Genomic DNA, 24,232 nt, shown 5'->3' on the forward strand with positions numbered 1-24,232 from the left:
CCGCATGCTGGTGGAATGAGTCTGACCGCCGTCACGGCAACCACCGGGAAAGTGCCCGCCGACGATCGGCGGCAACAGCTGGCGGCGTTCCTGCGCAGTCGCCGGGAGCGGATCACCCCCGAGCAGGTGGGGCTGCCGCCGACCGGTCGGCGGCGGACGCCGGGGCTGCGCCGTGAGGAAGTGGCGCAGATCGCCGCCGTCGGGGTCACCTGGTACACGTGGCTGGAGCAGGGGCGCGAGATCCAGGTGTCCGTGCAGGTACTGGACGCGGTGGCGCGCGCCCTGCTGCTCGACCCCAGTGAGCGGGCCCATCTGTTCACCCTGGCCGGCGCGGAGGATCCGGCGCCGGTGCGGGAGTGCCCGACCGTCACGCCTGCGGTCCGGATGACGCTGGACCGGATGGCCCCCTACCCGGCCGCGGTGATCAACTCCCGCTACGACGTGCTGGCCCACAACGCGCAGTACACCGGGATCGTCGGCGACCTGGCAGCACTGCCGCCCGAGGACCGCAATCTGATGTGGCTGGCCTTCACCCCCTCGCGCTTCCGGGACGTGCTGGTGGACCACGAGGAGGAGCGGGACGTCATGGTCGCCCGGTTCCGGTCCGGGATGGGCGACCACGGGGCCGAGCCCGCCTGGCGGGCGCTGCTCTGCCGGCTGCGCAAGGCCTCGCCGGTGTTCGACGCGGCCTGGCAGCGGCACGACGTCCTGCGGCCGGGCAACGGCCTGAAGCGCTTCCTGGTACCGGAAGTGGGGCTGTTGCGGCTCGACTACACCAGCTTCTGGCTCGGTCCGGTCCAGGGGCCGCGGATGGTCGTCTACACCCCGAAGGACGAGGAGACGGCCGCGCTGCTGTCGCGGCTTCCCACCCGGTTGCCGTCGGCCGTGGCGGGCGCGGGGGTGCCGCTCGGCTGACGGCAGCCCGGTGCGGGCCAGGCCGAGGGCCAGGCAGAGCGCGGCCAGCGGGAGCTCGACACAGCCCGCCATGACCAGCGCGGCGAGCGTCTCCTGGCCCGGCAGCGCGGTGGCGATGTCGACCAGGGCGTCGCCCACGAGCAGCAGGGCCACCACCGCGGCCGGTCCGGCGGCGGCCGCGCCGCGGCGGCGCAGCCCGGCGTCGAGCCGGAGCAGGGCGGCCAGTTCGCACAGGTCGAGGGCGGCCCACCCGGTGTCGCCCGCGGCCACGAGCAGAGCCGTCCAGGGCAGCAGCAGGAACGCGGCGAGCGCGGGCACCCACTCGGCGCTCGGGCCGAGCAGGCGGCGGCCGGCCCGGGCGGCGCGCGACGCGCGGGCCGGGGCGAGGCCGAGGACGCCGGTGCTCATCGGGTACCCCCGGTGCCGCCGCCGACGCGGGCCCGGACCAGCGGCGACCGCTCGGGGGCGGCACCGCGCGCCTCGACCAGAACGCCGCCGAACACGCCCTCGCCCCAGGCGAGCCAGAACTCCCCGCCGACGGTGACCACCTCGGCCGCGTGGACGACCGGGGCGGGCCGGCCGGGCAGCCGCAGCAGCCGCCCGCCGGTGAACCCGACGACCGGGACCGCCCCGCCCCGCGGCAGCCGCCCCCAGGCGAGACCGTGCCGGGGACGGCGGCGCCCGCCCGGGCCGGCCGCGGCCCAGGCGCGGGCACCGCGCAGCAGACCGCCGGCGAGGCGGGCCGCGACCAGGACGTCCACCAGCTCGTCGTGCTCGTAGACCTCCAGGGCCGCGCGGCCGCGAGTCCGGCCGGCCCGGACACTGCGCACCGACCACGGCCCGGCGGCCGGGTGGGCCGGCCCCCGCAGGCCGGCGGGTCCGACCGGGAGCCGGCCCTCTGCCCGGCCGGCCGCGGCGGTGGCGCCGAGGGTCGGACGCCCGTGCGGCAGATCGGCGGAGTGCGATGCGTAGCTCGTCATGCCCTCAAGACTGACCGTCCCGGGAGGCGCTGTCGGTAGTGCACCGATCCGAATCGGGGGTGTACCCAGCTTCACCATTTCTCGGCAGCGACCTTCATGGTGACGGCCGATCACGGCACTCTAGGCTGTCCGCCATGCTCTCCACGAAGCCGCGCCGTGCGCTCCTCGGGAGCGCCGCCCGGTCCCCGTGGCCTGCGGCGTTCTGGCGGGACGCCCGGTTCCTCGCTGCCGGAATCCCACTCTCCCTTCCTGTCTGGCTGGCCGTCACCGTTCCCAAGGTGTCGCTGTTCCTCGCGGGCGTGATCCTGCTCGGCATCCGTCTGCTCTCCACCGCGCAGCGCGCCCGGCTGCGGGAGCTGCGCGGGGTGGACGTCCCGCCGCTGCTCCGGCCCGCCGGCACCTCCGCCGGTGCGGTGACCAAGCTGCGCACCGCCGTGAGCTGGCGCCAGGTCGGCTACCACCTGGTGGTCGGTCCGCTGGTCGCGCTCGGCGCGCTGGCCGTGCTGTGGGCGTGGGGCGGGGCCGTGGTGGCCTCGACGGTCCTCGGCTGGGCCTGGATGATGCCGCCGACCTCACCGGTCGCGGACCACTGGGTCGAGCTGGACATCGCGCTCACCGTCGGCGGCGTGCTGGTGCTGGCGGTCCTGCCCAGGGCGGTCCGGCTGCTGGCCGCCCTGGACGAGGCGCTCGCGGTGCGCATGCTCGGCCCGGGCCGGACGGCCGTGCTGGAGCACCGGATCGAGGAGGTGGTGGAGAGCCGGGCCGGCCTGGTGGACGCGGTCGACGCCGAGCGCCGCCGGATCGAGCGCGACCTCCACGACGGGGCCCAGCAGCGGCTCACCTCCCTGGCGATGAACCTCGGCCTGGCCCGGCGCACCCTCAAGGACGTTCCGCCCGAGGCGATGCAGGTGATAGTCGAGGCGCACGAGGAGGCCCAGGCGGCCATCGACGAGCTGCGGGACCTCGTCCGCGGCCTGCACCCGGCCGTACTGGAGGACCGCGGGCTGGACGCGGCGCTCTCCGGCATCGCGGCCAGGATCCCGCTGCCGGTCCGGCTCGACGTCGACCTGTCCGAGCGGATAGCACCGACGGTCGAGGCCGTCGCCTACTTCACCGTCTCCGAGGCGCTGACCAATGTGGCCAAGCACGCCCGGGCCTCCCGGGTGGACGTGTCGGTGCGGACGGTCGGCGGCCGGCTGCGCCTGGTCGTCAGCGACGACGGCGTGGGCGGGGCGGACGCGGCCCGGGGTACCGGCCTGACCGGCCTTCGGCAGCGCACCGCCTCGGTCGACGGATCCCTGTCCCTGCTCAGCCCCGTCGGGGGCCCGACCACCATTACCGTGGAGTTGCCGTGCGCGCTGTGATCGCCGAGGACTCGGTCCTGCTCAGGGTCGGTCTGGTCAAGGTCCTGGAGGCCGTGGGCTTCGAGGTGGCCGCCGCCGTCGGGGACGCCGAGGCGCTGCTCGTCGCGGTGGAGGAGCACCGTCCGCGGGTGGTGGTGGCGGACGTCCGAATGCCGCCCGGCTACTCCGACGAGGGGGTGCGGGCCGCACTGGTGATCCGTCGGCAGTGGCCGGAGGTGGCGGTGCTGCTGCTCTCCCAGTTCGTCGAGGAGCGCTACGCCGCGGACCTGCTGACCAGCAACACCAGCGGGGTCGGCTACCTGCTCAAGCAGCGGGTGGCCAATGTCGACGAGTTCGTGGACGCCCTCCAGCGGGTCGCCGAGGGCGGGACGGCACTGGACCCGGAGGTGGTGGCCCAGCTGCTGGTGCGGCGCCACCGCGATCCGCTGGAGCGGCTGACCCCGCGCGAGCGGGACGTGCTCGCCCTGATGGCGGAGGGCCGGTCGAACGCGGCCATCGCCGGCTCCCTGGTGGTCAGCGACAGCGCGGTGGCCAAGCACATCAACTCGATCTTCGCCAAGCTCGACCTGCCGCAGGCGGACGACAGCCACCGCCGGGTGATGGCGGTGCTGCGCTTCCTGGAGGTGGCATGAGGATGCCGGGTACCGGTCGCAGGACGGGCACCGGCCCGGCCCGCGACGAGGGGACGGCGGCGGAGCGCCGGGCGGAACCGGTACCCGGGCCCGTGCGTGGCGGCCACCGGGGCTGGCGGGTGCTCGGGACCGTGGTGCTCGTCGTCGTGATACTGACGGGCGCCGTACAGACCTGGGCGACGGCGGTGCGGCAGCAGACCCGTTCGGAGCGGACCTACGGCGTCGCGGTGACCAAGCTGCGGCTGGACACCGGCCGGGCCACCGTCCGGATCAGGCCCGGACGGGAGGGTCAGGTGGTGGTCCGGCAGATCCTGAACTGGAAGGTCCGGATGCCGGTGGTCTCGGCGCTGTTCGACCAGGACGAGCTCGACGTCCGGATGTACTGCAACCAGGTCATGCCCTTCAGCGACATCGGCTGCGGAGCGGTGATCGAGCTGGAGGTGCCGCCCGGGGTCGCGGTGACCGGCCGACAGTCCAGCGGCGGCATCGACATCGCCGGGATGAGGGGGCCGATCGATCTCGTCTCCACCTCGGGGGAGGTCCGGTTGGCCGATGTGTCCGGTCCGCTCACCGTGCGCACCACCTCCGGGTCCGTGCACGGTCAGCGTCTCACTTCCCCGCGGGCCAACGCGGCCGCGACCTCGGGTTCGGTGGACCTGCGGTTCGTCTCGGAGCCCTCGGCCGTGGACATCGGCGTCACCTCGGGATCGGTGGTCCTGGCCCTGCCGCCAGGATCCCAGTACGACTTCGAGGGCGGCTCGGCCCCCCACGGCAGGATCGATCCGGCGCTGGCCGACCGCTCCAGCCCGCACAAGGTGAGGATCTCGGTCAGCTCCGGTTCGGTCTCGGTCTTCCCGAGGGGCGGTGACACCGACGGCAACCAGTGAGAGCCGACCGGACCGGGGCGGACGGTGACAGGGCGGACGGTGACAGGGCGGACGGTGACAGGTCGGGCCGTGACCGGCAGGGCGGGACCGGCCGGCGGCGGGGCAGGGCCGGAGGTGAGCCCGGGCCGGTGGCCCCCCGGGGCAGGCACGGCGGGTGGGGGACAATGGAGAGTCCCCGAATCGCCGTCCCCGAGGTCAGCCGCGCATGACAGTCCCGCCCGCACCCACCGAGCCGAGCACCGCGACCAGCGCCACCGGCACGACCGGCACTGCGGTGACCGGCCTCATCGGCGCTGTGTCCACCAATGCCCCGACCGCCGCCGCCCCGACCGCCGCCCCGACGGCCTCCGCCTCGGCCGTCGCTCCGACCGCCTCCGCGGCCGGCGCCGAGTTCGCGCCGCTGACCGTCGGCCCGATGCGGGTCTGGCCGCCTGTGGTCCTGGCGCCGATGGCCGGTATCACCAACGCGCCGTTCCGCACCCTCTGCCGCGAGCAGAGCGGAGGCAAGGGCCTCTACGTGTCGGAGATGATCACCACCCGGGCCCTGGTCGAGCGCAACGCGAAGACCATGCAGCTGATCAAGTTCGACCCGAGCGAGAAGCCGCGCTCGATCCAGCTGTACGGCGTGGACCCGGTGACCGTCGGCAAGGCGGCCCGGATGATCGCGGACGAGAACCTCGCCGACCACATCGACCTCAACTTCGGCTGCCCCGTCCCCAAGGTGACCCGCAAGGGCGGCGGCTCGGCGCTCCCGTACAAGCGCAACCTGCTGCGGGAGATCCTCCGCGAGGCCGTGTCCAACGCCGGTGGCCTGCCGGTCACCATGAAGATGCGCAAGGGCATCGACGACGACCACCTCACCTATCTGGACGCCGGCCGGATCGGTGCCGAGGAGGGTGTCTCCGCGATCGCCCTGCACGGACGCACCGCCGCCCAGCACTACGGCGGTACCGCCGACTGGTCGGCGATCGCCCGGCTGCGCGAGGCCGTCCCGGCGGGGATCCCCGTGCTCGGCAACGGGGACATCTGGTCGGCCGACGACGCGGTGCGGATGATGCGCGAGACCGGCTGCGACGGCGTGGTGGTGGGCCGTGGCTGCCTGGGCCGGCCGTGGCTGTTCCGGGACCTGGTGGCGATCTTCGAGGGCGAGGTGGACTACGCGCGTCCGACCTTCGCCGACGTCGCACGGGCGATGGTCCGCCACGCGCAGCTGCTCGGTGAGTGGCTGGGCGACGAGGCCCGCGGCGTGATCGACTTCCGCAAGCACGTCGCCTGGTACACCAAGGGCTTCTCGGTGGGCTCGGAACTGCGGGTGAAGCTGGCGAACTCGTCCTCGTTGGCCGAATTGGCCGAAACCCTGGCCCTGGTGGAGCAGTCGCAGAGCTGGCCGGCCGGTGCCGACGGCCCGCGGGGGCGGACCAGCGGCAACAACCGCGTGGTCCTGCCCGAAGGCTGGTTGGACGATCCGTACGACTGCGCCCGACCGGGCGAAGACGCCGAATCGGACACCTCTGGCGGGTGAACTGTACGGGGTGGTGAAATCGGCCCCCTTGGGCCGATGGCCACCCCGTCCCAGCCCTCTTGGCCACTCTGGACAAGAGGGCTCCTTTTTGGCATTCGAATGTCACGGAACGAGCACGTTTCTGGACACAGTGCGACGATGGGCGGGGTCGGCCTACGCTCGATCGGTGAGATGTGTCCGTGACGCTTGCCACATACCCTGTGTGCCCCCGGGGTCCGACAGGACGAAATGAACAAGTCGACGGTGGATCGCTTCCCGAAGGGGGGCGGCGGTGGATCGGCACTGAGGGTGCAGGAAATCAAGCCGGGCCGTCAGGCCGGACCGCCGGTGGCTACCGTGTGTTCCGGATATGTGATCTTCCGGTTTCCGCGCCTTCAAGACTTGAACGCTCGCTAGCGTCATCCGGACGATTTCACCTCCAGAGGTGAACGCCGTTCTATGCATTCGATCTAGCGGGTTACCTGCTGCTCCTGACCACGTACGGCCTATTGGCGGCGCAGAAGCGCCTTCGAAATGGGTATGTTCTCCGGCGTCAGGGCAACCGTGCGCGAGGAGACCGACCCGTGGCGTCCCAGCAGAAGTTTGTTTACTCCTTCACTGAAGGAAACAAGGACCTCAAGGATCTTCTTGGCGGCAAGGGCGCGAACCTGGCCGAGATGACCAACCTGGGTCTTCCGGTCCCCCCGGGGTTCACGATCACCACCGAGGCCTGCAAGGTCTTCCTGGAGACCGGCACCGAGCCCACCTCGCTGCACGAGGAGATCAGCGCCCACCTGGACGCGCTCGAGCAGGAGATGGGCAAGCAGCTCGGCCAGGCCGACAACCCGCTGCTCGTCTCGGTGCGTTCGGGCGCCAAGTTCTCCATGCCCGGCATGATGGACACCGTCCTGAACATCGGCCTCTCGGACACCTCGGTGGTCGGCCTGGTCGCGCAGTCCGGCAACGAGCGCTTCGCCTGGGACTCCTACCGTCGCCTGGTCCAGATGTTCGGCAAGACCGTGCTGGGCGTCGACGGCGAGCTGTTCGAGGAGGCGCTGGACGAGGCCAAGCACGCCAAGGGCACCGCCAGCGACCTCGACCTCGACGCCGCGGACCTCAAGCAGCTGGTCGAGGTGTTCAAGGGCATCGTCGAGCGCGAGACCGGCCGGGCCTTCCCGCAGGACCCGCGCGAGCAGATGGACCTCGCCATCCACGCCGTCTTCCACTCCTGGAACGGCGACCGCGCCCGGCTCTACCGCCGCCAGGAGCGCATTCCGAACGACCTGGGCACCGCGGTCAACGTGTGCAGCATGGTGTTCGGCAACCTCGGCGAGGACTCCGGCACCGGCGTCGCCTTCACCCGTGACCCCTCCACCGGTGCCCAGGGCGTCTACGGCGACTACCTGTCCAACGCCCAGGGCGAGGACGTCGTCGCCGGCATCCGCAACACCCTGCCGCTGTCCGAGCTGGAGAAGCTCGACAAGAAGTCGTACGACGAGCTGATGGCGATCATGCAGACGCTCGAGACCCACTACCGGGACCTCTGCGACATCGAGTTCACCATCGAGCGCGGCAAGCTCTGGATGCTGCAGACCCGGGTCGGCAAGCGCACCGCCGCGGCCGCCTTCCGGATCGCCGTCCAGCTGGTCGACCAGGGTCTGATCGACCTGGACGAGGCCCTGATGCGGGTCACCGGCGGCCAGCTCTCCCAGCTGATGTTCCCGCGCTTCGCCCCCAATGCCGAGTCCAAGCAGATCGCCCGGGGCCTCGCCGCCTCGCCCGGCGCCGCGATCGGCAAGATCGTCTTCGACTCCTACACCGCGGTGAAGTGGTCGCGCTCCGGCGAGAAGGTCATCCTGGTCCGTCGCGAGACCAACCCGGACGACCTGGACGGCATGATCGCCGCCGAGGGCATCCTCACCTCGCGCGGCGGCAAGACCTCGCACGCGGCCGTCGTCGCCCGCGGCATGGGCAAGACCTGTGTCTGCGGTGCCGAGGAGCTGGAGGTCGACACCAAGCGCCGCCGGATGACCACCGCCGACGGCCTGGAGCTGGAGGAAGGTGACATCGTCTCGATCGACGGCGCCACCGGCAAGGTGTACCTCGGCGAGGTGCCCGTGCTCCCCTCCGCGGTGGTGGAGTACTTCGAGGGCACCCTGCACGCCGGCGCCGACGTCCAGGGCGGTCTGGTCCAGGCCGTGCACCGGCTGATGTCCCACGCCGACGGCCGCCGCCGCCTCGCGGTGCGCGCCAACGCCGACAACTCCGAGGACGGCTCGCGCGCCCGTCGTTACGGCGCCCAGGGCATCGGCCTGTGCCGCACCGAGCACATGTTCCTCGGTGAGGAGCGCCGCAAGGAGGTCGAGCACCTGATCCTCGCGGACAACGACAAGGACCGCGAGGCCGCGCTCTCCACCCTGCTGCCGCTGCAGAAGGGCGACTTCCTGGAGCTGTTCCAGGCGATGGACGGACTGCCCGTCACCGTCCGCCTGCTCGACCCGCCGCTGCACGAGTTCCTGCCCGACATCACCGAGCTGTCGGTGCGCGTCGCCCTCGCCGAGGCCCGCAAGGACCCGAACGAGAACGACCTGCGTCTGCTCCAGGCGGTGCACAAGCTGCACGAGCAGAACCCGATGCTCGGCCTGCGCGGTGTGCGCCTCGGCCTGGTCATCCCCGGCCTGTTCGGCATGCAGGTCCGGGCCATCGCCGAGGCCGCCGCCGAGCGCAAGCTGGCCGGGGCGGACCCGCGTCCCGAGGTCATGATCCCGCTGGTCGGCACCGTCCAGGAGCTGGAGCTGGTCCGCGACGAGTGCGAGCGCGTGCTCGCCGAGGTCTCCCAGTCCACCGGTGTCCGGCTGGACATCAAGCTCGGCACCATGATCGAGCTGCCGCGCGCCGCCGTGACGGCCGGCCAGATCGCCGAGGCCGCCGAGTTCTTCTCCTTCGGCACCAACGACCTCACCCAGACGGTCTGGGGCTTCTCCCGCGACGACGTCGAGGCCTCCTTCTTCACCGCATACCTGGAGAAGGGCATCTTCGGGGTCTCGCCGTTCGAGACCATCGACCGCGACGGTGTCGGCGCGCTCGTGAAGCACGCCGTCCAGGCCGGTCGGGCCACCCGCCCCGACCTCAAGCTCGGCGTCTGCGGCGAGCACGGCGGCGACCCGGAGTCGGTGCACTTCTTCCACGAGGTCGGGCTGGACTACGTCTCCTGCTCCCCCTTCCGGATCCCGGTGGCGCGTCTGGAGGCCGGTCGCGCCGCCATCGAGACTGCGGGCAGCGACTCGCGCTGAGGCCGGGGGCTCGTCATGAGCCCCTCGGCACGGCCGAATCGCTGACCGTGTCCCCTCCATCGGGGAGGGGCGTACACCGGAGCTCGGCGCAGGAGAACCGGCGTACGTGAAGCGGCCGGGGCGGGAACGGACAATGGCGTCCGTACCCGCCCCGGCCGCGTGCTTCTCCGGCCCGCCCGCCTCGCCCGGACCCGGCCTCCGGTGGGCCGTCACCCCGAAGGGGCCCGCCCCCGTTGTGGTGCCGGCCACGCGTGTGGCTGGCCGGGACCCGGCCCGCCGACTGCCAAGCTGGGCCCATGACCAGCAGAAACCGCCTGTGGACCGCCCTCGCCGTGCTGATCTGCGTGCTCGCCGCCGCGGTCGGCTACCTGCTCTCGGACGACACCGGCAGCAGTGCGCCCGGAGCCGCCGCGACCGCCACGGGCCCCACCGCCACGGGCCCCACCGGCACCGGCCCGGCCGCGGCCTCGAGCGCTCCGGTGGCGCCGAAGCCCAGCGCACCCCGGTCCTCGGCCCCGGCCACCCCGCCGGCGACGGCCGCCGGCACCGGATGGGTTCCGACCGACCCGGCGCTGGCCGACGTCTGCCGCACCGGGCTCCCGGACCAGGCCCGCGACACCCTCGGACTGATCGCCAAGGGCGGCCCCTACCCCTACCGCTCGGACGGCATCGTCTTCGAGAACCGGGAGAGCCGCCTCCCGCGCAAGACCTCGGGCTACTACCACGAGTTCACCGTCGTCACTCCCGGCTCCGGCGACCGGGGCGCCCGCCGGGTGGTCACCGGTGGCTCCGGCGAGCAGTACTGGACCGCTGACCACTACGCCACCTTCCAGGAGATCGACTCCCGCTGCTGACGACGGGGGAGCCGCCGACCCCGAGCTGAAAGTACTTTCCATGACGGAAAGTACGTGCCATAGTGGAACGAAGATCAACGATCACCGCGATCACCACCGGGGGACTTCATGACCGATTCCGTGCCCGTCGAGCTGTCCGCGACCGAGGCGCTGGGCCTCGCGGCCCGGGCACGCGCCGCCGCCCGGGCGCCGCAGCCGGTGCCGGCCTGGTACGGCGCCACCTTCGCGGTCGGCTTCTCGCTCTACGGCCTCGGGATCGGCTACGCGCTGTGGGCCGACCTGAGCTGGCTGGGCGGCGTGCTGGGCGCGGTCTTCGCGGCGGTCAGTGGTGCCCTGGGAGCCGTGGTGACCCGTCGCGGCGGTGTGGCGAGGGGCTGGACGCCCGGCTTGGGCGGACCGATGACGCGCTGGGTGGTGCTGGTCTTCGCCGGAGCCCTCGTGGTGGCCGCCGTCGTCCGACTGCTGGGCGCCGATCCCCGGGGGACGTTCGGCAGCGCCGGTGTCACGGCGGGGGTGCTGTTCTGGCTGACGACGGCGCGTGTGAACGCCCGGATCCGCCGCGAGGCGGAGGAGGTCTGATGGCCGGGCTCGACCCGCTGCTCCAGCACCCCACCCGGCTCACCGTGGTGGCGTTCCTCGGCGGCTGCATCGAGGCCGAGTTCTCCGCCGTCAGGGACTACTGCCAGGTCTCCGACTCGGTGCTCAGCAAGGCGGCCGGTGCGCTGGAGGAGGCCGGCTACCTGTCGGTGAAGAAGGGCTACGTCGGCAAGCGCCCGCGCACCTGGCTGGCCGCCACCCGGGCCGGCCGCCGGGCGCTCGCCGAGCACCTGGGCGTCCTGCAGCAACTGGTGGCGGCGGCCGAGACGGCCGGACGGGAGGCGGAGAACCGGCAACCGTGAGCTCCCGGGGCGCACGCCGCAGAGCCGCACGGCTGCCGAGCCGCCCGGCCACCACCCCCTCACCGGGCCCGCCGCCAGCTGACCCGGCCGTGCGGCCCGTGCGGACCGGCCGAGAGCAGCACGGCCAGCTCGTGCAGCACCGGCCCCGGGTCGCGGCGCAGCTGGACGGGGGTGGTGCGGACGACCGGGAGGCCGGCGGCGGTCAGCCGATTGGCCCGGGTCAGGCTCCGCTCGTGGTCGGCAGGGCGCAGGTGCCAGGCCCGGGAGTCGATCTCCAGGGCGACGCAGGACTGCGGCCAGTACGCGTCCGGCACGGCGAGGAAACGCCCGTCCAGGAGGAGCACCGGGTTCCAGAGCGGTTCGGGGAGCCCGGCAGCGCGCACCGCGTCCCGGGCCTCGCCCTCGACCACCGACCGCACTCCGGCCGTCAGCTCCTCCACCACCCGGGCCAGTCCGGCCAGGTCGCGGGCGTCCGGCCGGGCGAGCAACTGGTCCAGCAGTTCGCCGAGTTCGCAGTGCCGCCGCTGGACGGCCTCGGCGCAGAGGGCGCGGAACCGGCGCCGTCCGCTCTCCCGGGGCGCGAGGTCGGCCAGCGCCCGGGCGACCGAGGTGCTCCAGAGCCCGTCGTCGCGTTCGAAACCGGCCGGCATCGCCCCGCTCGCGCGGTGGATCCGGACGAACCCCCGGTCGGCGACCCGTCGCCGACCGGGAATCAGGACGTCCACTTCGGCGAGGTCGGCCGGGTGCCCGGCGGAGGGGAGGCCCGCGTCGGCGAGTACCGCCGCCCCGGTGAGCAGTACTTCCCCGGCCTGCGGCGCGGGCCGGCCCTTGGGGCCGGCGTAGGCGAGCGCGGCCCGCAGTCGCTGATGCGCGGTCAGCCGGCCGGTCTGCAGGCAGATCACCCGTGGCAGCACCCGCTGCCACGGGCCGTCGGGTCGAAGCCGGTGCGCGATCGTTCCGGACGGCACTCCGAGCGCGCGCAGTTGGGCGCGGGTGACGACGTGCTGCTGGTCGCCGCCGAGCAGCCGCAGCGGGTCGACGACCGACCCGGGGGCGGCCCGCGCCCGAGCGGCGCCGGACGGACGCGGAACGGCGGCGGGCGGAGCGCCGGGCGGGGCAGCGACCGGAATGGTGGGAGGGGCGGCGAGGGTCATGCCGGGGTGTTTCCCGCCCGGATCGGAGGTATGCGAAACATCGCCCACCCGGGGAATGCCCGGTCAAACCGGCTTGACGCCGGACCGGTCGGACGGTGGGCTTGGTGACCAAGATGACGATTCCTCACCCCGGCCCCGCGCTCGACGCGCTCGAGGGCCTCTCCGTCGGCGACGCCCTCGGCGCGCAGTTCTTCGTCCCCGCCACCGCGCGGGCCCACCTCGCCGCCCGCACCACCCCGCCCGGCCCCTGGCCGTGGACGGACGACACCGAGATGGCGTGCTCGGTGCACGCCGCGCACACCGAGCGCGGCGCGATCGACGTGTTCGACCTCACCCGTGCCTTCGCCCGCCGGCACGACTTCGACCGGGGCTACGGTCCGGCCGCCAACCGGCTGCTGCGGCTGGTCCGGGAGGGCGGTGACGCCCGGGAGCTGGCCTCGGCGCTGTTCGACGGCCAGGGGTCGTACGGCAACGGTGCCGCGATGCGGGTCGCCCCGCTCGGGGCGGCGTACGCGGCCGACCCGGCGGAGGCGGTGCGCCCGGCCGTCGAGACGGCGCTGATCACCCACACCCACCCGCAGGCGGTGGACGGCGCGGTCGCCGTCGCGGTGGCCGCCGCCTGCGCGGCGCGGGCCCGCGGCACCCGGACGGCGCCGGACGCCTTCCTGACGCAGGTCCGCCGGCTGACCCCGCGCGGGGCCGTCCACGACGGTCTGGCCGAGGCGGTCGCCCTGCTCGCCGAGCCGGACCTCACGGTGGTCGCGCGGGTGCTCGGCAACGGCAGCCGGACCAGCGCCGCCGACACCGTGCCCTACGCGCTGTGGTGCGCGGCCCGGCACCTCGCCGACTACCCGGCGGCGGTGTGGACGGCGGTGGCCGCCGGCGGGGACGCGGACACCGTGGCCGCGATCACCGGTGGCGTGGTCGCCGCGCACACCGGCACGGCCGGCATCCCCGCCGCCTGGCTGGCCGCCCGGGAGCCGTTGCCGGCCTGGGCCTTCGCCGACCCGGGCAGCGTGTCCGCCGGCCGGGGCCGTGCGGAGATGCTGGTGCCGCGGCCGTGCCCGGTGCCGGACGTGCTGTGGACGGACGAGCAGTGGCAGCGGCTGCGCACCGGGCCCGGGCCGCTGCTCGGGGGCCGCCGCCTGGCGGTGCACACCCGCGAGGGCACGCTCCGGCTCTGCGGTCCGGACGGCCACCCGCAGTGGGAACTGGCACTGGTGCGGGACCGGGCCGGCCTGCGCCCGGTGTCGGCCGTGGTCGAGGCCTGCCCCGACCGGGCGCCCGGACCGGACGAGGGCCGGGGCACCGGTCTGCTGGACCGTCTGCTGCGGGCCGCCGTCACGGGCGTGCCGGTCGCGGAACGACCCCGGCCCGAGTGTCCGGACCCCGCGCGGGGTCCGGACACTCGGGCAACGAACCCTCCGGCACCGAACCACCGGAGCGCCCGGACCACCGGATCCCCCGGGCGAAGCCCGGGCGGAGACCTCGGGCCGTGAGCCTCGGGCCGTGAGCCTCAGGCCGTGATCAGATGCCCCGCACCGCCGCCGTGTCTAAGGCACTCCTGGTTGATCGCCGGGTCCGGGGCGCTCGGCGAGGTGGCGGCGGCGATCCGCAGCTCGACGATGTCCCGCACGGCGGGCCACTCGCTGTCCAGGATCGAGTAGAAGGCGGTGGACCTGACCACCCCGTCCAGCCCGCGCGAGTGCGCCCGGCGGACGCCCTCGGCGGTCGCGCCCAGCCGCTCGATCGCGGCCCGCGACCGCATGTTGCGGGCGTCGGCGCGCAGCGAGATCCGCTGCACGCCCCACACCTCGAAGGCGTGCCGCAGCATCAGCAGCTTCGCCTCGGTGTTGATGCCGGTGCCCTGGGCCCGCGGGGACAGCCAGGTGTTGCCGATCTCGGCGGCGTCCGGGACGGCCGTGGCCGGGTCGCCGAACGGCACGCCGGGGACCGGCGGCCAGACGAGCGGGCCCTGCCAGTAGTCGAGTTCCAGGAACCGGGTGGAACCCACCACTCGGCCGTCGGCCTGGTTCACCGTCGCGAACGGCAGCGACCGGCCGGAGGCCTGGTCCGCCAGGGCGCGCGCGATGTACTCCCGGGCAGCTTCCAGGCCGTGCGGGACGGGGGTGAAGGCGTAAGTCGTACGGTCCTCGGCGCCGGCCTGGGCGATGGCCTCGGCATGGTGCGCGGCGAGGGGCTCCAGCCGCACGGTGCGGCCGGTGAGGATGACAGGTACGGGCACGGAACCTTCGGTCCTTCGGCGGTCGGAGGGCGCTGGCCCGTGCCGGGGTGCGGCGAGGGTCAGCAGTGGACGGTTCGCCCCGCTCCGGAGTGTGCCCACCGAGGCCCGCGCACGCCGGAGGCCGGTCGAGCGGGGCGGGGAGCGACGGCCCGGAGTCGGGCAGCGCGGTGCCGGAACGGACACGGGTCGACGGACCGGTCCGGCGGGATGAGCGAGGGGACAGTGTGCGTCCGCGAGATGGCCGAAGAGGAAACGAGAGCGCGAAGGGAAGCAGGCGGCCAGGTGAAGGCAAGATGCGTCGTGGGTGACTGGCCGAGCACCGGTCCGGGTCGTGATCGACGGCGTTACGGACGACGTGACGACGACGCGACGATGCGAGGCAGCGAGAGGACGATACCCGCCAGAAGGCAATGCGTCACTTCGCGGCACACGAATGGCCGTCGGGGCTGGTCCGGGGCCTGTCGCGACGACCGTTCGCACCCTCCTGACCAGGGACTTCCGGGGCGGGTGCGATCATGGTCCGGTCGGCCTCGCGGGGGCGCGCGACGGGCGGCGCCGGGAAACGGGCCCGGCCCGGCGGGAATTCCGGCGGCACTCCGCACGCTGGACGAGGAGAGCCGGGCAGGAGTCCCAGCGCGGGCGGCCGCGCGGGGGCGTGCGCGGCGAACCGCGACGAGGAAAGAAACGGGGTGTGGGTGAGCGGTGCGTGATCCCCAGGCGCTGTACGAGCTGGACCAGCAGGGTGTGGCCGCGGTGGCCGCGGCGAGGGCCGCGCTGGCGGACACCGGTGCCGGCCTGGTGCTGCTCCACCACTTCGAGGGCTTCATGGACGCCGGCGAGGCGGGCGCCCAGGTGGTCGACCACCTGCTGGAGACGGGCGAGCCCCAGGTCGTCGCCCGCTTCGACCACGACCGCCTGGTGGACTACCGGGCCCGTCGCCCCGCGATGGTCTTCGACCGCGAGCACTGGTCGTCCTACGAGCCGCCGGAGATCCTGCTCCAGCTGCTCCACGACGCGGCCGGTTCCCCGTTCCTGCTGCTCACCGGGCCGGAGCCGGACGTCGAGTGGGAGCGTTTCGCCGCCGCCGTCCGGCAGCTGGTCGAGCGCTTCGACGTCCGGCTGGCCCTCGACTTCCACGGCATCCCGATGGGCGTGCCGCACACCCGCCCGGTCGGTCTGACCCCGCACGGCAACCGGCTGGACCTCGCGGCCGGCTACCCGCAGTGGTTCGAGCAGGCGCAGGTCCCGGGCAGTGCCCAGGCGCTGCTGGAGTACCGGCTGGCCGAGGCCGGGCACGACGTGCTGGGCTTCGCCGCCCACGTGCCGCACTACGTGGCGCGCTCGGCGTACCCGGCGGCCGCGGTGCTGATCCTGGAGGCCGTCCAGTCGGCGACCGGGCTGGTGCTGCCCGGCACGCTGCTGCGCGAGCGGGTGGACGAGGTGTACGCCGACATCGAGGAGCAGCTGGCGCAGGGCGACGGCGACCTCCGCTCGGCGATCCGCGGCATGGAGGGCCAGTACGACGCGGTGGCCGGTTCGCAGGGGCGGGAGAGCCTGCTGGCCGAGCCGGTGGACCTGCCGTCCGCGGACGAGCTGGGCCGCCGCTTCGAGCAGTTCCTGGCCGAGCACGAGCGCGGGCCGGAGTAGCCGGCCGGGCGGCTCCGTGCGACGACGCGGCCCCGGGTGACGGACGCCGTCACCCGGGGCCGCCCGCTGTCGGGCTGTCGGGGCGTCCCGCACCGCCGAAATTTCCGGCTCCGGACGGGAGCGATCCCGCCCGCCCGTCCGTTGGTGACTGCGGTGCCCGGGGGACGGGCCGTCGTAGGGAGAATGCCAGCGGCTCCTACCGGGGGGTTCCCGTGTCACTGTCCGTACGCCCGATCGGCACGCTCGGCGGCGTGTTGAGCGCGGGCCTCGCCGCCGTGCTGGTCGCCGGATGTTCCGGTTCGTCCGGTTCGGAGACCGTCGCGGCGGCCGCCGCGGGCGGCTCGGCTCCGCCGCGCGCCGCCGCCACCGGGGCCGCGGCGTCACCGACCCCGACCCCGACGCCGACCCCGACGCCCACCGGGCCGTACGTGGCGCTCGGCGACTCCTACACGGCGGGTCTGAAGATCAGCCCCCAGGTGGGCGAACCCAGGGGCTGCTCCCGCTCGGCGGTCAACTACCCCTCGCTGGTGGCCCGGGCGCTCGGCCTGGCGGGCGAGCGGTTCCGCGACGTGAGCTGCAGCGGCGCCCGGACCGGCGACCTCACCGGCGCCCAGAGCACCGACGGCGGCGTCAACCCGCCGCAGCTGGACGCGCTCACCCCGGCCACCCGGCTGGTGACCCTCGGGATCGGCGGCAACGACGCCGGGTTCATGGAGATCGTCGGCCAGTGCGCCAAGGAGAACCTCGTGGACGCGCTCAAGGGGCTGGTCGGCTCGGACCGCGCGGCGGCGCCCTGCCGGGACTCCTACGCGGTCGCGGACGGCGGGGACCAGGTGCAGCGCAAGGTGGACAGTGCCGGCGAGCGGCTCGGCGAGACCCTCGAGGAGGTCAAGCGGCGGTCCCCGAAGGCCAGGGTCTACGTGGTCGGCTACCCGGCGCTGCTGCCCGCCGACCCGGCGAGCTGCGTCCCGGTGCTGGGGGCGACCGTCGCGGGCGGGGACCTCGGCTTCCTGGTGGAGAAGGAGCAGCAGCTCAACGCGATGCTCAAGCGCCGGGCGGAGGCGGCCGGAGCGGTCTTCGTGGACCTCGCCGGGCCCTCGTCCGGCCACGACATGTGCGCGGGCGAGGCCGCCCGATGGGTGGAGCCGCCGTTCCCCACCCACGGCCTGGCGGCGATCCACCCCAACGCCAAGGGCCAGGAGGGCGCGGCCGCGGCCGTCCTCAAGGCCCTGCGGGGCTGACCGGGGCCCGCCACCCACCCGGGGGCGGTCCGCCCGGTCGCGGGGCCGTCCACTCCGTCCGTCCCCGGGCCGTCCGCCCGGCCCGCCCCCGTCGGCCGCCCCGGTCCGGCCCGCCCCCGTCGGCCGCCCCGGTCCGCCCCGCCCCCGTCGGCCGCCGCAGGGCCCGGCGAACGGGCCGAACGGCGGGCGCCCAAGGGTTCACGCCCCGGCCCGCGCGCGGTCGCGCGCGGCACACTTCCGGTGTCACAGCCGCGGCGTACGGTGAGGGGCATATGGACGACACCGCGCACCGCCTCACCGCCGCCACGACCCCGACCCCGTACGACCGCGCCGCCGAGGCCCGCTGGGTGCCCGAACCGGACAAACGCCCCGGCCGGACGGCGTTCCAGCGCGACCGCGCCCGGGTGCTCCACTCCGCCGCGCTGCGTCGGCTGGCCGGCACCACCCAGGTGGTCGCCCCGATGCGCAGCGACTTCCCCCGCACCCGGCTGACCCACTCGCTGGAATGCGCCCAGGTCGGCCGGGAGTTGGGCGCGGCGCTCGGCTGCGACCCGGACCTCGTCGAGACGGCGTGCCTGGCCCACGACATCGGCCACCCGCCGTTCGGCCACACCGGCGAGGAAGCGCTCGACCAGGCCGCCGAGACCTGCGGCGGATTCGAGGGCAACGCCCAGTCGCTCCGGATCCTGACCCGCCTGGAGCCCAAGCGCTTCGCCCCGCAGGACGGGTCGCCGGCCCGGCTGGCCCCCTGGCCGGGCCGCAGCGTCGGCCTCAACCTGAGCCGCGCCGCCCTGGACGCCGCCACCAAGTACCCGTGGCCGCACGGCGCCCACCCCGCCGACCCGGCCTCGCCCAAGTACGGCGTCTACGCCGACGACCTGCCGGTCTTCCGCTGGTTGCGGGCCGGTGCCCCGGCCGGGGTCAAGTGCTTCGAGGCCACCGTCATGGACTGGTCCGACGACGTCGCCTACTCGACCCACGACGTCGAGGACGGCCTGCAGGCCGGCCACATCGACCCGGTCGCGCTGCGTGCCCCGAGCGAGCGGTCCGAGCTGTTCAAGGTCGCCGAGCGCTACGCCCGGGACGCCGAGCCGGAGGAGCTGGCGGAGGCCCTGGACCGGCTGCTCGACAAGGACTGGTGGCCCGAGTCCTACGACGGCACCGCCCGCGCCCGGGCCGGGCTGAAGGACCTCACCAGCCAGCTGATCGGCCGGTTCTGCCTGGCCGCCGAGCAGGCCACCCGGGCCCGCTACGGCCCCGGCCCGCTGACCAGGTACGGGGCCGAGCTGGTGGTGCCGCGCGAGGTCCGGCTGGAGTGCGCGGTGCTCAAGGCTGTCGCGGTCCGGTACGTCATGCAGCGCGACGAGCAGGCCCAGCTGCGGGCCAGGCAGCGGATCGTCATCGCCGAGCTGGCCGAGGTCCTCACCCGGCGTGCGCCCGAGGTGCTGGACCCGGTGTTCGCCGCGATGTACGAGGAGGCGGAGGACGACCGCGCGGCCCTGCGCACCGTGATCGACCAGATCGCGACCCTCACCGACGCCTCGGCGCTGGCCCTGCACGCCCGGCTGACCGGCCCGGCCGGGTCCTGACGGGCGGTGCCGGGCGGACCCGCCGGACGACCCGGCCGCCCCAGTAGACTTCCGGGGTGGCCGGGCGGATCAGGGACGAAGACGTACAGGCGGTGCGGAGCGCGCTGCCGATCGACGCCGTGGTCGGCGACTACGTACAGCTGACCAACGGTGGCGGCGGCGAGTACAAGGGCGTCTGCCCCTTCCACGACGAGAAGTCCGCCTCCTTCTACGTCAATCCGGCCAAGGGCGTCTTCCACTGCTTCGGCTGCCAGGAGAACGGCGACACCATCGCCTTCCTGATGAAGATCGAGCACTTCACCTTCGCCGAGGCCGTCGAGCGGATGGCGGCCCAGGCCGGCATCACCCTGCGGTACGAGGAGGGCGGCTACAGCCCCCGGCACCAGCAGGGCGAGCGCACCCGGCTGGTCGAGGCGCACAAGGTGGCCGCCGCCTGGTACCAGGAGCAGCTGGCCTCGCCCGAGGCCGAGATCGGCCGCCGCTTCCTGGCCGAGCGCGGCTTCGACGAGGAGTCCGCGCGGACCTTCGGCGTCGGCTACGCCCCGGTCGGCTGGGAGCACCTGGTGCGCTACCTGCGCGGCAAGGGCTTCACGGACAAGGAGATCCTGCTCGGCGGCCTGGCCTCGCAGGGCCAGCGCGGCGGGCTGATCGACCGCTTCCGGGGGCGGCTGGTCTGGCCGATCCGGGACATCGCGGGCGAGGTGATCGGCTTCGGCGCCCGGCGGCTGCGCGAGGACGACAACGGCCCGAAGTACCTCAACACCCCCGAGACGCCGATCTACAAGAAGTCGCACGTGCTCTACGGCATCGACCTGGCGAAGAAGGAGATCGCCAAGTCCGGCCGCGCGGTGGTGGTCGAGGGCTACACCGATGTGATGGCCTGCCACCTGGCCGGGGTCACCTCCGCCGTGGCGACCTGCGGCACCGCCTTCGCCGAGGACCACATCAAGATCATCCGTCGGCTGCTGATGGACACCTCGCAGTACCGGGGCGAGACCGTCTTCACCTTCGACGGCGACGCGGCCGGCCAGAAGGCCGCGCTGCGGGCCTTCGAGGACGACCAGAAGTTCGCGGCCAAGACCTCCATCGCGGTCAGCCCCGGCGGCATGGACCCGTGCGAGCTGCGCCTCGCCAAGGGCGACGACGCGGTCCGCGAACTGATCGACAACCCCGTCCCGCTCTTCGAGTTCGCGCTGGGCTCGGCCGTCGCCAAGCACCGGGTGGACACCCCCGAGGGCCGGTCGGCGGCGCTGGAGGAGGCGGCACCGATCGTCGCCAGGATCAAGGACCGCTCCATCCAGCACGAGTACGCCGTCCGGCTGGCCGGCATGCTGGGCATCCTCGACGAGCCGTTCGTGGTCCGCCGGGTGGCCCAGCTGGCCCGCTGGGACCGCGAGCGCCAGCAGAACCCCCGGGCCAACGGCCAGCGCCGCCCCGAGCCGCCGCAGCCGGTCCGCCCGGCCCGGCCCGCCTTCGTGCTCAACCCGCGCGACCCGGCCCAGTTCGTCGAGCGCGAACTGCTCAAACTGGCCCTCCAGTACCCGGACCTGGTCTCGCCGGCCTTCGACAACTACGCCGAGGACGAGTTCCCCACCCCGCCCTACACCGCCGTGCGGCGGGCCATCGGCCAGGCCGGCGGCGCCGCCTACGGGGCCACCCTGGCCGACTTCACCAGTGTGGTGCGCGAGATCTGCCCGGACGACCGGGTGCGCTCGCTGGTCACCGAGCTGACCGTGGAGCCGGTGCGCTCGCGCCGCAAGGTCGACGCAATCTACGCGGGGGAGTTCCTGGTCAAGCTGCGGCTGCTGGCGGTCGACCGGCGGGTCGACGAGGTCCGCGCCCACCTCCAGCGCCTCGGCAACCGCGCGGCCGCGGAGGACCTGCACGCGGTGCAGACCGAGCTGTGGCAGCTCCAGCAGTACGGGCAGTCCCTGCGCAGCGGCGGTTCCGCGGCCCTCTAGGGCGTGTCTTCAAACCCCCGCCGTCCGCCCGAAGGGCGGGCGGGGCGGCGTTGGGGTGCGTGCATCGGCGGCGCCGAGGAGAGAGTCCATGCGGAGCATCGGCGACCGACGAGAAGCCGGCGAGGTGCGTGCCCCGGCGTCGCCCCGCAGGCGCGGGTTTGAAGACACGCCCTAGGGCTCGTCCGGACCCGGGGGGCGTCCGGCCCCCGGACCGGGCCCACCTGGCGAAGACCCGCTCCCCCCGGGCCCGTTCGCGCCCCCGCCCCCGTTCAGAAAGTCCGCGCACGAGTCTCGGCCACGGAGCGTGGCGTGCCGCACACTGGAGGGCGTCCTGCCTCCGTACAGCGCGGGTCCGCCAGAGTCGCGCCCGCCCAGAGGGGATGCCCGTGGACCGAGGCCCCGCCGCGACCGCCCAGCCGACCACCGATCCGCTCGCCCCGCCTCCGCCGTACGACGGCACCGCCGACCCGCCGGAGGACCACGGCCGGGCGGGGGCGCCGCCCGCGGACGGCGCGCGCGTGTCCGCCCAGGGCCACCCGCCGGGGCACCCCCGGGCCGAGGGGGCGGGCGGCCCCGGGGACACCGGGGACACCGAGGAACCCGGGGACACCGAGGAACCCGAGGACGGTGACGCCGAGGCCGCCGAGGACACCGGGGCTTCCGACGACGCCGAGGCCGCCGAGGGCGCCGGCCGGGACGGGCCCGAGGACCACCCCGAGGGGACGACCGGCCGGGCGCGCCCGGTGGCCGACCCGAGCGGGCCCGCCGCCGACCTGCTCCGCCAGTACCTCCGCGAGATCGGCCGGATCCGGCTGCTCACCGCGGCCGAGGAGGTCGACCTCGCCCGCCGGATCGAGGCCGGCCTGTTCGCCGAGGAGCGACTGCACCGCGATCCGCCGCCCACCGACCGGCTGGCCGCCGAACTCGGCACCCTGGTGCTGATCGGCCGGCTCGCCAAGCGCCGGCTGATCGAGGCCAACCTGCGGCTGGTGGTCTCCGTCGCCAAGCGCTACATCGGCCGCGGCCTCACCCTGCTCGACCTGGTCCAGGAGGGGAACCTCGGGTTGATCCGGGCGGTCGAGAAGTTCGACTACACCCGGGGCTACAAGTTCTCCACCTACGCGACCTGGTGGATCCGTCAGGCGATGAGCCGCGCCCTGGCCGACCAGGCCCGGACGATCCGGGTGCCGGTGCACGTCGTCGAACTGATCAACCGGGTGGTGCGGGTGCAGCGTTCGCTGCTCCAGGAGCGCGGGACCGAGCCCGGCCCGGCCGACATCGCGGCCGCCCTGGAGCTCACCGAGGAACGGGTCCGGGAGCTGCTCCGCCTCGCCCAGGAGCCCATCTCCCTGCACACCCCGGTCGGCGAGGAGGACGACGTCGCGCTCGGCGACCTCATCGAGGACGCCGACGCGGCCTCACCCGCCGAATCCGCCGCCTTCCTGCTGCTGCGCCAGCACCTGGAGGCGGTGCTGGCCACCCTCGGCGAGCGCGAGCGCCAGGTGGTCCAGCTCCGCTACGGCCTGGACGACGGGCGGGCCCGCACGCTGGAGGAGATCGGCGTGCTGTTCGGGGTGACCCGGGAGCGGATCCGCCAGATCGAGTCGAAGACCCTGGTCAAGCTCCGCGACCACGCCTTCGCCGCGCAGCTCCGCGGGTACCTCGAATAGCGGTCGGCCGCACGACGCACCCGGGGGTGCGCCGCGCGGCCGGTCGGCCGGAGGCTGCCGGGCGGACCGTCAGCCGGACGGGGTCGGCGACGGGGCGGCGTCGGTGGCGACCGCCGGCGGCGAGGCCGGGCCGACCGGGATCGGGGTGTTGGCGACCACCCGGGCCAGGTCGGAGATGCTGGCGGTGCAGGAGCCGCCCTCGGGCTGGGCCTGCTTGCCGCAGACCTGGAGGACGGTCGAGGGGTCGCCCGCGTTCACCATCTGCGAGTAGTTGTCGTACCCCCAGTGGATCAGCGCCGTCTCGGAGTCACCGGCGGTGGTGGTGATGGTCGCCTGGTCGCCGGGCTGACCCTCGGTGATGGCGGCCCAGGCCGCCTGGCACTTCTGGCTGTACCGGAGGTAGACGACGACCTTGCCGATGTTGGTGGTCAGCAGGGTGCGGGCGTCACCGCCGCAGCCGGCCGCCTTGGGGTCCTTGTGCGCGCAGCCGAGGGCCTGGCAGGCCGGGACCGCCGGAGCGGGGTTGGCCGGTACGGCGGGCGCGGAGGCGCTCGGCGAGGCGGAGTCGACGGGCGTCACCGGGGGAGAGGACAGCACCGTGGCGGCGGTCGGGCCGACGCTGTCCTCGTCGGCGCCGTCGGAGAAGTACCGCACCCCGGCGAGGGCCAGCAGCAGGACCACGACCACCGAGGCGGCGACCAGGGTCACCGAGCGGCGGCGCACCGGGCCGGCCGGTCGGTCGGTGGCGGCGGCACGGTCGAGGTCGGGCTCGACGGCGGGAACGGAGCCGGGGGCGGCCGCGCTCCCGGTCCCGTCCTGGGCCGGGCTGTCCGCGTCCTCGGCCGGGCTGTCCGGCCCGGTGCCGCCGGCCGGCGAGCCGTCGGCCGTGGCGGACTCCGCGCCGGTGCTCCGGGCCCGCTCGGGCAGGGCCGGCTCCGCGGCGCTCGCCGCGGCCTCCTCGGCGCCCGTCGCGGCGTTGTCCGCGGTCGTGTCAGCCGCGGTCGTGTCGTCCGCCGTCGTGTCGCCCGAGGTGGCTCCCTCGGCCGCGGTCAGCTCCCACAGCGCCCGCAGCTTCGGCCCGTCGCAGTCGACGGCTCCGACCAACGCGTCGAGCGCCTGCTCGGTGATGACCCGCTTGCCGTTCAGCCAGCGTTCCCAGGACGCCCGGCTGTAGTGGGTCCGGGCGGCCAGCTCGGAGAGCGAGAGTCCGGTGGCGTCCTTGACGGCCCGCAGCTCCTCCGTGAGGCGCCTGGCAGGGTCGGACAGGTCGTCGGGCAGCTGCTTCCAGGCGGAACCCATGCGGTCTCTTCCAAACGTACGAGGCGGGCGGGCGGGCGGTGCTGGAACCGGTCCGGGCCCCGGTGAGGTGTCCGCGTCTCAACCCTCGACGGCCCGGTGTC

General features: G+C 74.3%; 19 protein-coding genes. 15 read left to right on the forward strand and 4 right to left on the reverse strand.

Translation table 11 applies throughout. The annotated features are described in order from the left end of the window. Positions 1-15 precede the first annotated feature (15 nt). Positions 16-915 carry a helix-turn-helix transcriptional regulator gene (locus ACIPYS_RS00785; RefSeq protein WP_093862130.1) on the forward strand — a complete coding sequence of 300 codons (900 nt, stop codon included), beginning with the start codon at positions 16-18 and terminating at the stop codon, positions 913-915. A gap of 404 nt (positions 916-1,319) precedes the next feature. Here the strand turns inward: ACIPYS_RS00785 and ACIPYS_RS00790 are convergent, their stop codons facing one another. Then, the gene (locus ACIPYS_RS00790; RefSeq protein WP_400741547.1) at positions 1,320-1,895 is read right to left on the reverse strand and encodes a hypothetical protein; all 576 of its coding nucleotides are present in this window, start codon (positions 1,893-1,895) and stop codon (positions 1,320-1,322) included. Between the two features lie 134 nt (positions 1,896-2,029). On the opposite strand from ACIPYS_RS00790, the gene ACIPYS_RS00795 reads away from it, so the two are divergent. The 8 genes from ACIPYS_RS00795 (at position 2,030) to ACIPYS_RS00830 (ending at position 11,325) form a co-directional block, all read left to right on the forward strand. Then, on the forward strand, positions 2,030-3,259 hold the full coding sequence (locus ACIPYS_RS00795) for a histidine kinase (protein WP_400741550.1): 1,230 nt from the start codon (positions 2,030-2,032) through the stop codon (positions 3,257-3,259). Then, the gene (locus tag ACIPYS_RS00800) at positions 3,247-3,891 is read left to right on the forward strand and encodes a response regulator transcription factor (protein ID WP_093862133.1); all 645 of its coding nucleotides are present in this window, start codon (positions 3,247-3,249) and stop codon (positions 3,889-3,891) included. Before ACIPYS_RS00795 ends, ACIPYS_RS00800 begins: the two co-directional genes overlap by 13 nt. Then, positions 3,888-4,778, forward strand: a complete 891-nt coding sequence (locus ACIPYS_RS00805) for a DUF4097 family beta strand repeat-containing protein (protein WP_400741554.1) — start codon at positions 3,888-3,890, stop codon at positions 4,776-4,778. Before ACIPYS_RS00800 ends, ACIPYS_RS00805 begins: the two co-directional genes overlap by 4 nt. A 415-nt stretch (positions 4,779-5,193) precedes the next feature. Further along, positions 5,194-6,300 carry a tRNA dihydrouridine synthase DusB gene (gene dusB / locus ACIPYS_RS00810; RefSeq protein ID WP_400742804.1) on the forward strand — a complete coding sequence of 369 codons (1,107 nt, stop codon included), beginning with the start codon at positions 5,194-5,196 and terminating at the stop codon, positions 6,298-6,300. A gap of 563 nt (positions 6,301-6,863) precedes the next feature. After that, positions 6,864-9,572, forward strand: coding sequence for a pyruvate, phosphate dikinase (gene ppdK, locus ACIPYS_RS00815; protein ID WP_093862135.1), 2,709 nt, complete (start codon positions 6,864-6,866; stop codon positions 9,570-9,572). A gap of 296 nt (positions 9,573-9,868) precedes the next feature. Further along, the gene (locus tag ACIPYS_RS00820) at positions 9,869-10,426 is read left to right on the forward strand and encodes a ribonuclease (RefSeq protein ID WP_400741558.1); all 558 of its coding nucleotides are present in this window, start codon (positions 9,869-9,871) and stop codon (positions 10,424-10,426) included. Positions 10,427-10,534: 108 nt separating this feature from the next. Next, positions 10,535-11,005, forward strand: a complete 471-nt coding sequence (locus ACIPYS_RS00825) for a hypothetical protein (protein WP_093862136.1) — start codon at positions 10,535-10,537, stop codon at positions 11,003-11,005. Continuing rightward, complete coding sequence (locus ACIPYS_RS00830; RefSeq protein WP_093862137.1) at positions 11,005-11,325, forward strand: transcriptional regulator; 321 nt, start codon at positions 11,005-11,007, stop codon at positions 11,323-11,325. The genes ACIPYS_RS00825 and ACIPYS_RS00830 overlap by 1 nt, the downstream gene beginning before the upstream one ends. Positions 11,326-11,384: 59 nt before the next feature. On the opposite strand, the gene ACIPYS_RS00835 is transcribed toward ACIPYS_RS00830, so the two are convergent. Then, positions 11,385-12,479: a hypothetical protein gene (locus ACIPYS_RS00835; protein ID WP_400741563.1), complete on the reverse strand. Its 1,095-nt coding sequence runs from the start codon at positions 12,477-12,479 to the stop codon at positions 11,385-11,387. A 113-nt stretch (positions 12,480-12,592) separates the two neighbouring features. Between ACIPYS_RS00835 and ACIPYS_RS00840 the strand changes: the two genes are divergently transcribed. Next, positions 12,593-13,978: an ADP-ribosylglycohydrolase family protein gene (locus ACIPYS_RS00840; protein ID WP_400741566.1), complete on the forward strand. Its 1,386-nt coding sequence runs from the start codon at positions 12,593-12,595 to the stop codon at positions 13,976-13,978. A gap of 17 nt (positions 13,979-13,995) precedes the next feature. Here ACIPYS_RS00840 and ACIPYS_RS00845 read toward each other — a convergent pair whose 3' ends face one another. Continuing rightward, entirely contained in the window at positions 13,996-14,724 is a 729-nt protein-coding gene (locus ACIPYS_RS00845) for a GNAT family N-acetyltransferase (RefSeq protein ID WP_093862139.1), read from the reverse strand. A gap of 702 nt (positions 14,725-15,426) precedes the next feature. On the opposite strand from ACIPYS_RS00845, the gene ACIPYS_RS00850 reads away from it, so the two are divergent. The 5 genes from ACIPYS_RS00850 (at position 15,427) to ACIPYS_RS00870 (ending at position 22,832) form a co-directional block, all read left to right on the forward strand. Next, positions 15,427-16,371 (forward strand): PAC2 family protein, encoded by a 945-nt coding sequence (locus tag ACIPYS_RS00850; RefSeq protein WP_093862140.1) that lies wholly within the window; start codon positions 15,427-15,429, stop codon positions 16,369-16,371. A 212-nt stretch (positions 16,372-16,583) separates the two neighbouring features. After that, positions 16,584-17,612, forward strand: coding sequence for an SGNH/GDSL hydrolase family protein (locus tag ACIPYS_RS00855; protein ID WP_400741571.1), 1,029 nt, complete (start codon positions 16,584-16,586; stop codon positions 17,610-17,612). 272 nt (positions 17,613-17,884) lie between these two features. Then, the gene (locus ACIPYS_RS00860) at positions 17,885-19,201 is read left to right on the forward strand and encodes a deoxyguanosinetriphosphate triphosphohydrolase (protein WP_093862141.1); all 1,317 of its coding nucleotides are present in this window, start codon (positions 17,885-17,887) and stop codon (positions 19,199-19,201) included. A gap of 56 nt (positions 19,202-19,257) precedes the next feature. Then, positions 19,258-21,162 (forward strand): DNA primase, encoded by a 1,905-nt coding sequence (gene dnaG / locus ACIPYS_RS00865; RefSeq protein ID WP_400741575.1) that lies wholly within the window; start codon positions 19,258-19,260, stop codon positions 21,160-21,162. A gap of 380 nt (positions 21,163-21,542) precedes the next feature. Beyond that, positions 21,543-22,832 carry a sigma-70 family RNA polymerase sigma factor gene (locus ACIPYS_RS00870; protein ID WP_400741578.1) on the forward strand — a complete coding sequence of 430 codons (1,290 nt, stop codon included), beginning with the start codon at positions 21,543-21,545 and terminating at the stop codon, positions 22,830-22,832. A 69-nt stretch (positions 22,833-22,901) separates the two neighbouring features. Here the strand turns inward: ACIPYS_RS00870 and ACIPYS_RS00875 are convergent, their stop codons facing one another. Continuing rightward, the gene (locus ACIPYS_RS00875) at positions 22,902-24,131 is read right to left on the reverse strand and encodes a DUF2690 domain-containing protein (protein WP_400741581.1); all 1,230 of its coding nucleotides are present in this window, start codon (positions 24,129-24,131) and stop codon (positions 22,902-22,904) included. Positions 24,132-24,232: the final 101 nt, after the last annotated feature.

This window comes from Kitasatospora sp. NPDC089913, assembly GCF_044748625.1.
GTDB lineage: Bacteria > Actinomycetota > Actinomycetes > Streptomycetales > Streptomycetaceae > Kitasatospora.

What these genes read in the sequence shown, in the direction of transcription:
- ACIPYS_RS00785 (WP_093862130.1), top strand. Translation starts at nt 16, where the DNA reads ATGAGTCTGACCGCCGTCACGGCAACCACCGGGAAAGTGCCCGCCGAC.
- ACIPYS_RS00870 (WP_400741578.1), top strand. Translation starts at nt 21,543, where the DNA reads ATGCCCGTGGACCGAGGCCCCGCCGCGACCGCCCAGCCGACCACCGAT.
- ACIPYS_RS00805 (WP_400741554.1), top strand. Translation starts at nt 3,888, where the DNA reads ATGAGGATGCCGGGTACCGGTCGCAGGACGGGCACCGGCCCGGCCCGC.
- ACIPYS_RS00790 (WP_400741547.1), bottom strand. Translation starts at nt 1,895, where the DNA reads ATGACGAGCTACGCATCGCACTCCGCCGATCTGCCGCACGGGCGTCCG.
- ACIPYS_RS00825 (WP_093862136.1), top strand. Translation starts at nt 10,535, where the DNA reads ATGACCGATTCCGTGCCCGTCGAGCTGTCCGCGACCGAGGCGCTGGGC.
- ACIPYS_RS00860 (WP_093862141.1), top strand. Translation starts at nt 17,885, where the DNA reads ATGGACGACACCGCGCACCGCCTCACCGCCGCCACGACCCCGACCCCG.
- ACIPYS_RS00830 (WP_093862137.1), top strand. Translation starts at nt 11,005, where the DNA reads ATGGCCGGGCTCGACCCGCTGCTCCAGCACCCCACCCGGCTCACCGTG.
- ACIPYS_RS00835 (WP_400741563.1), bottom strand. Translation starts at nt 12,479, where the DNA reads ATGACCCTCGCCGCCCCTCCCACCATTCCGGTCGCTGCCCCGCCCGGC.
- ACIPYS_RS00840 (WP_400741566.1), top strand. Translation starts at nt 12,593, where the DNA reads ATGACGATTCCTCACCCCGGCCCCGCGCTCGACGCGCTCGAGGGCCTC.
- ACIPYS_RS00795 (WP_400741550.1), top strand. Translation starts at nt 2,030, where the DNA reads ATGCTCTCCACGAAGCCGCGCCGTGCGCTCCTCGGGAGCGCCGCCCGG.
- dusB (WP_400742804.1), top strand. Translation starts at nt 5,194, where the DNA reads ATGCGGGTCTGGCCGCCTGTGGTCCTGGCGCCGATGGCCGGTATCACC.
- ACIPYS_RS00820 (WP_400741558.1), top strand. Translation starts at nt 9,869, where the DNA reads ATGACCAGCAGAAACCGCCTGTGGACCGCCCTCGCCGTGCTGATCTGC.
- ACIPYS_RS00875 (WP_400741581.1), bottom strand. Translation starts at nt 24,131, where the DNA reads ATGGGTTCCGCCTGGAAGCAGCTGCCCGACGACCTGTCCGACCCTGCC.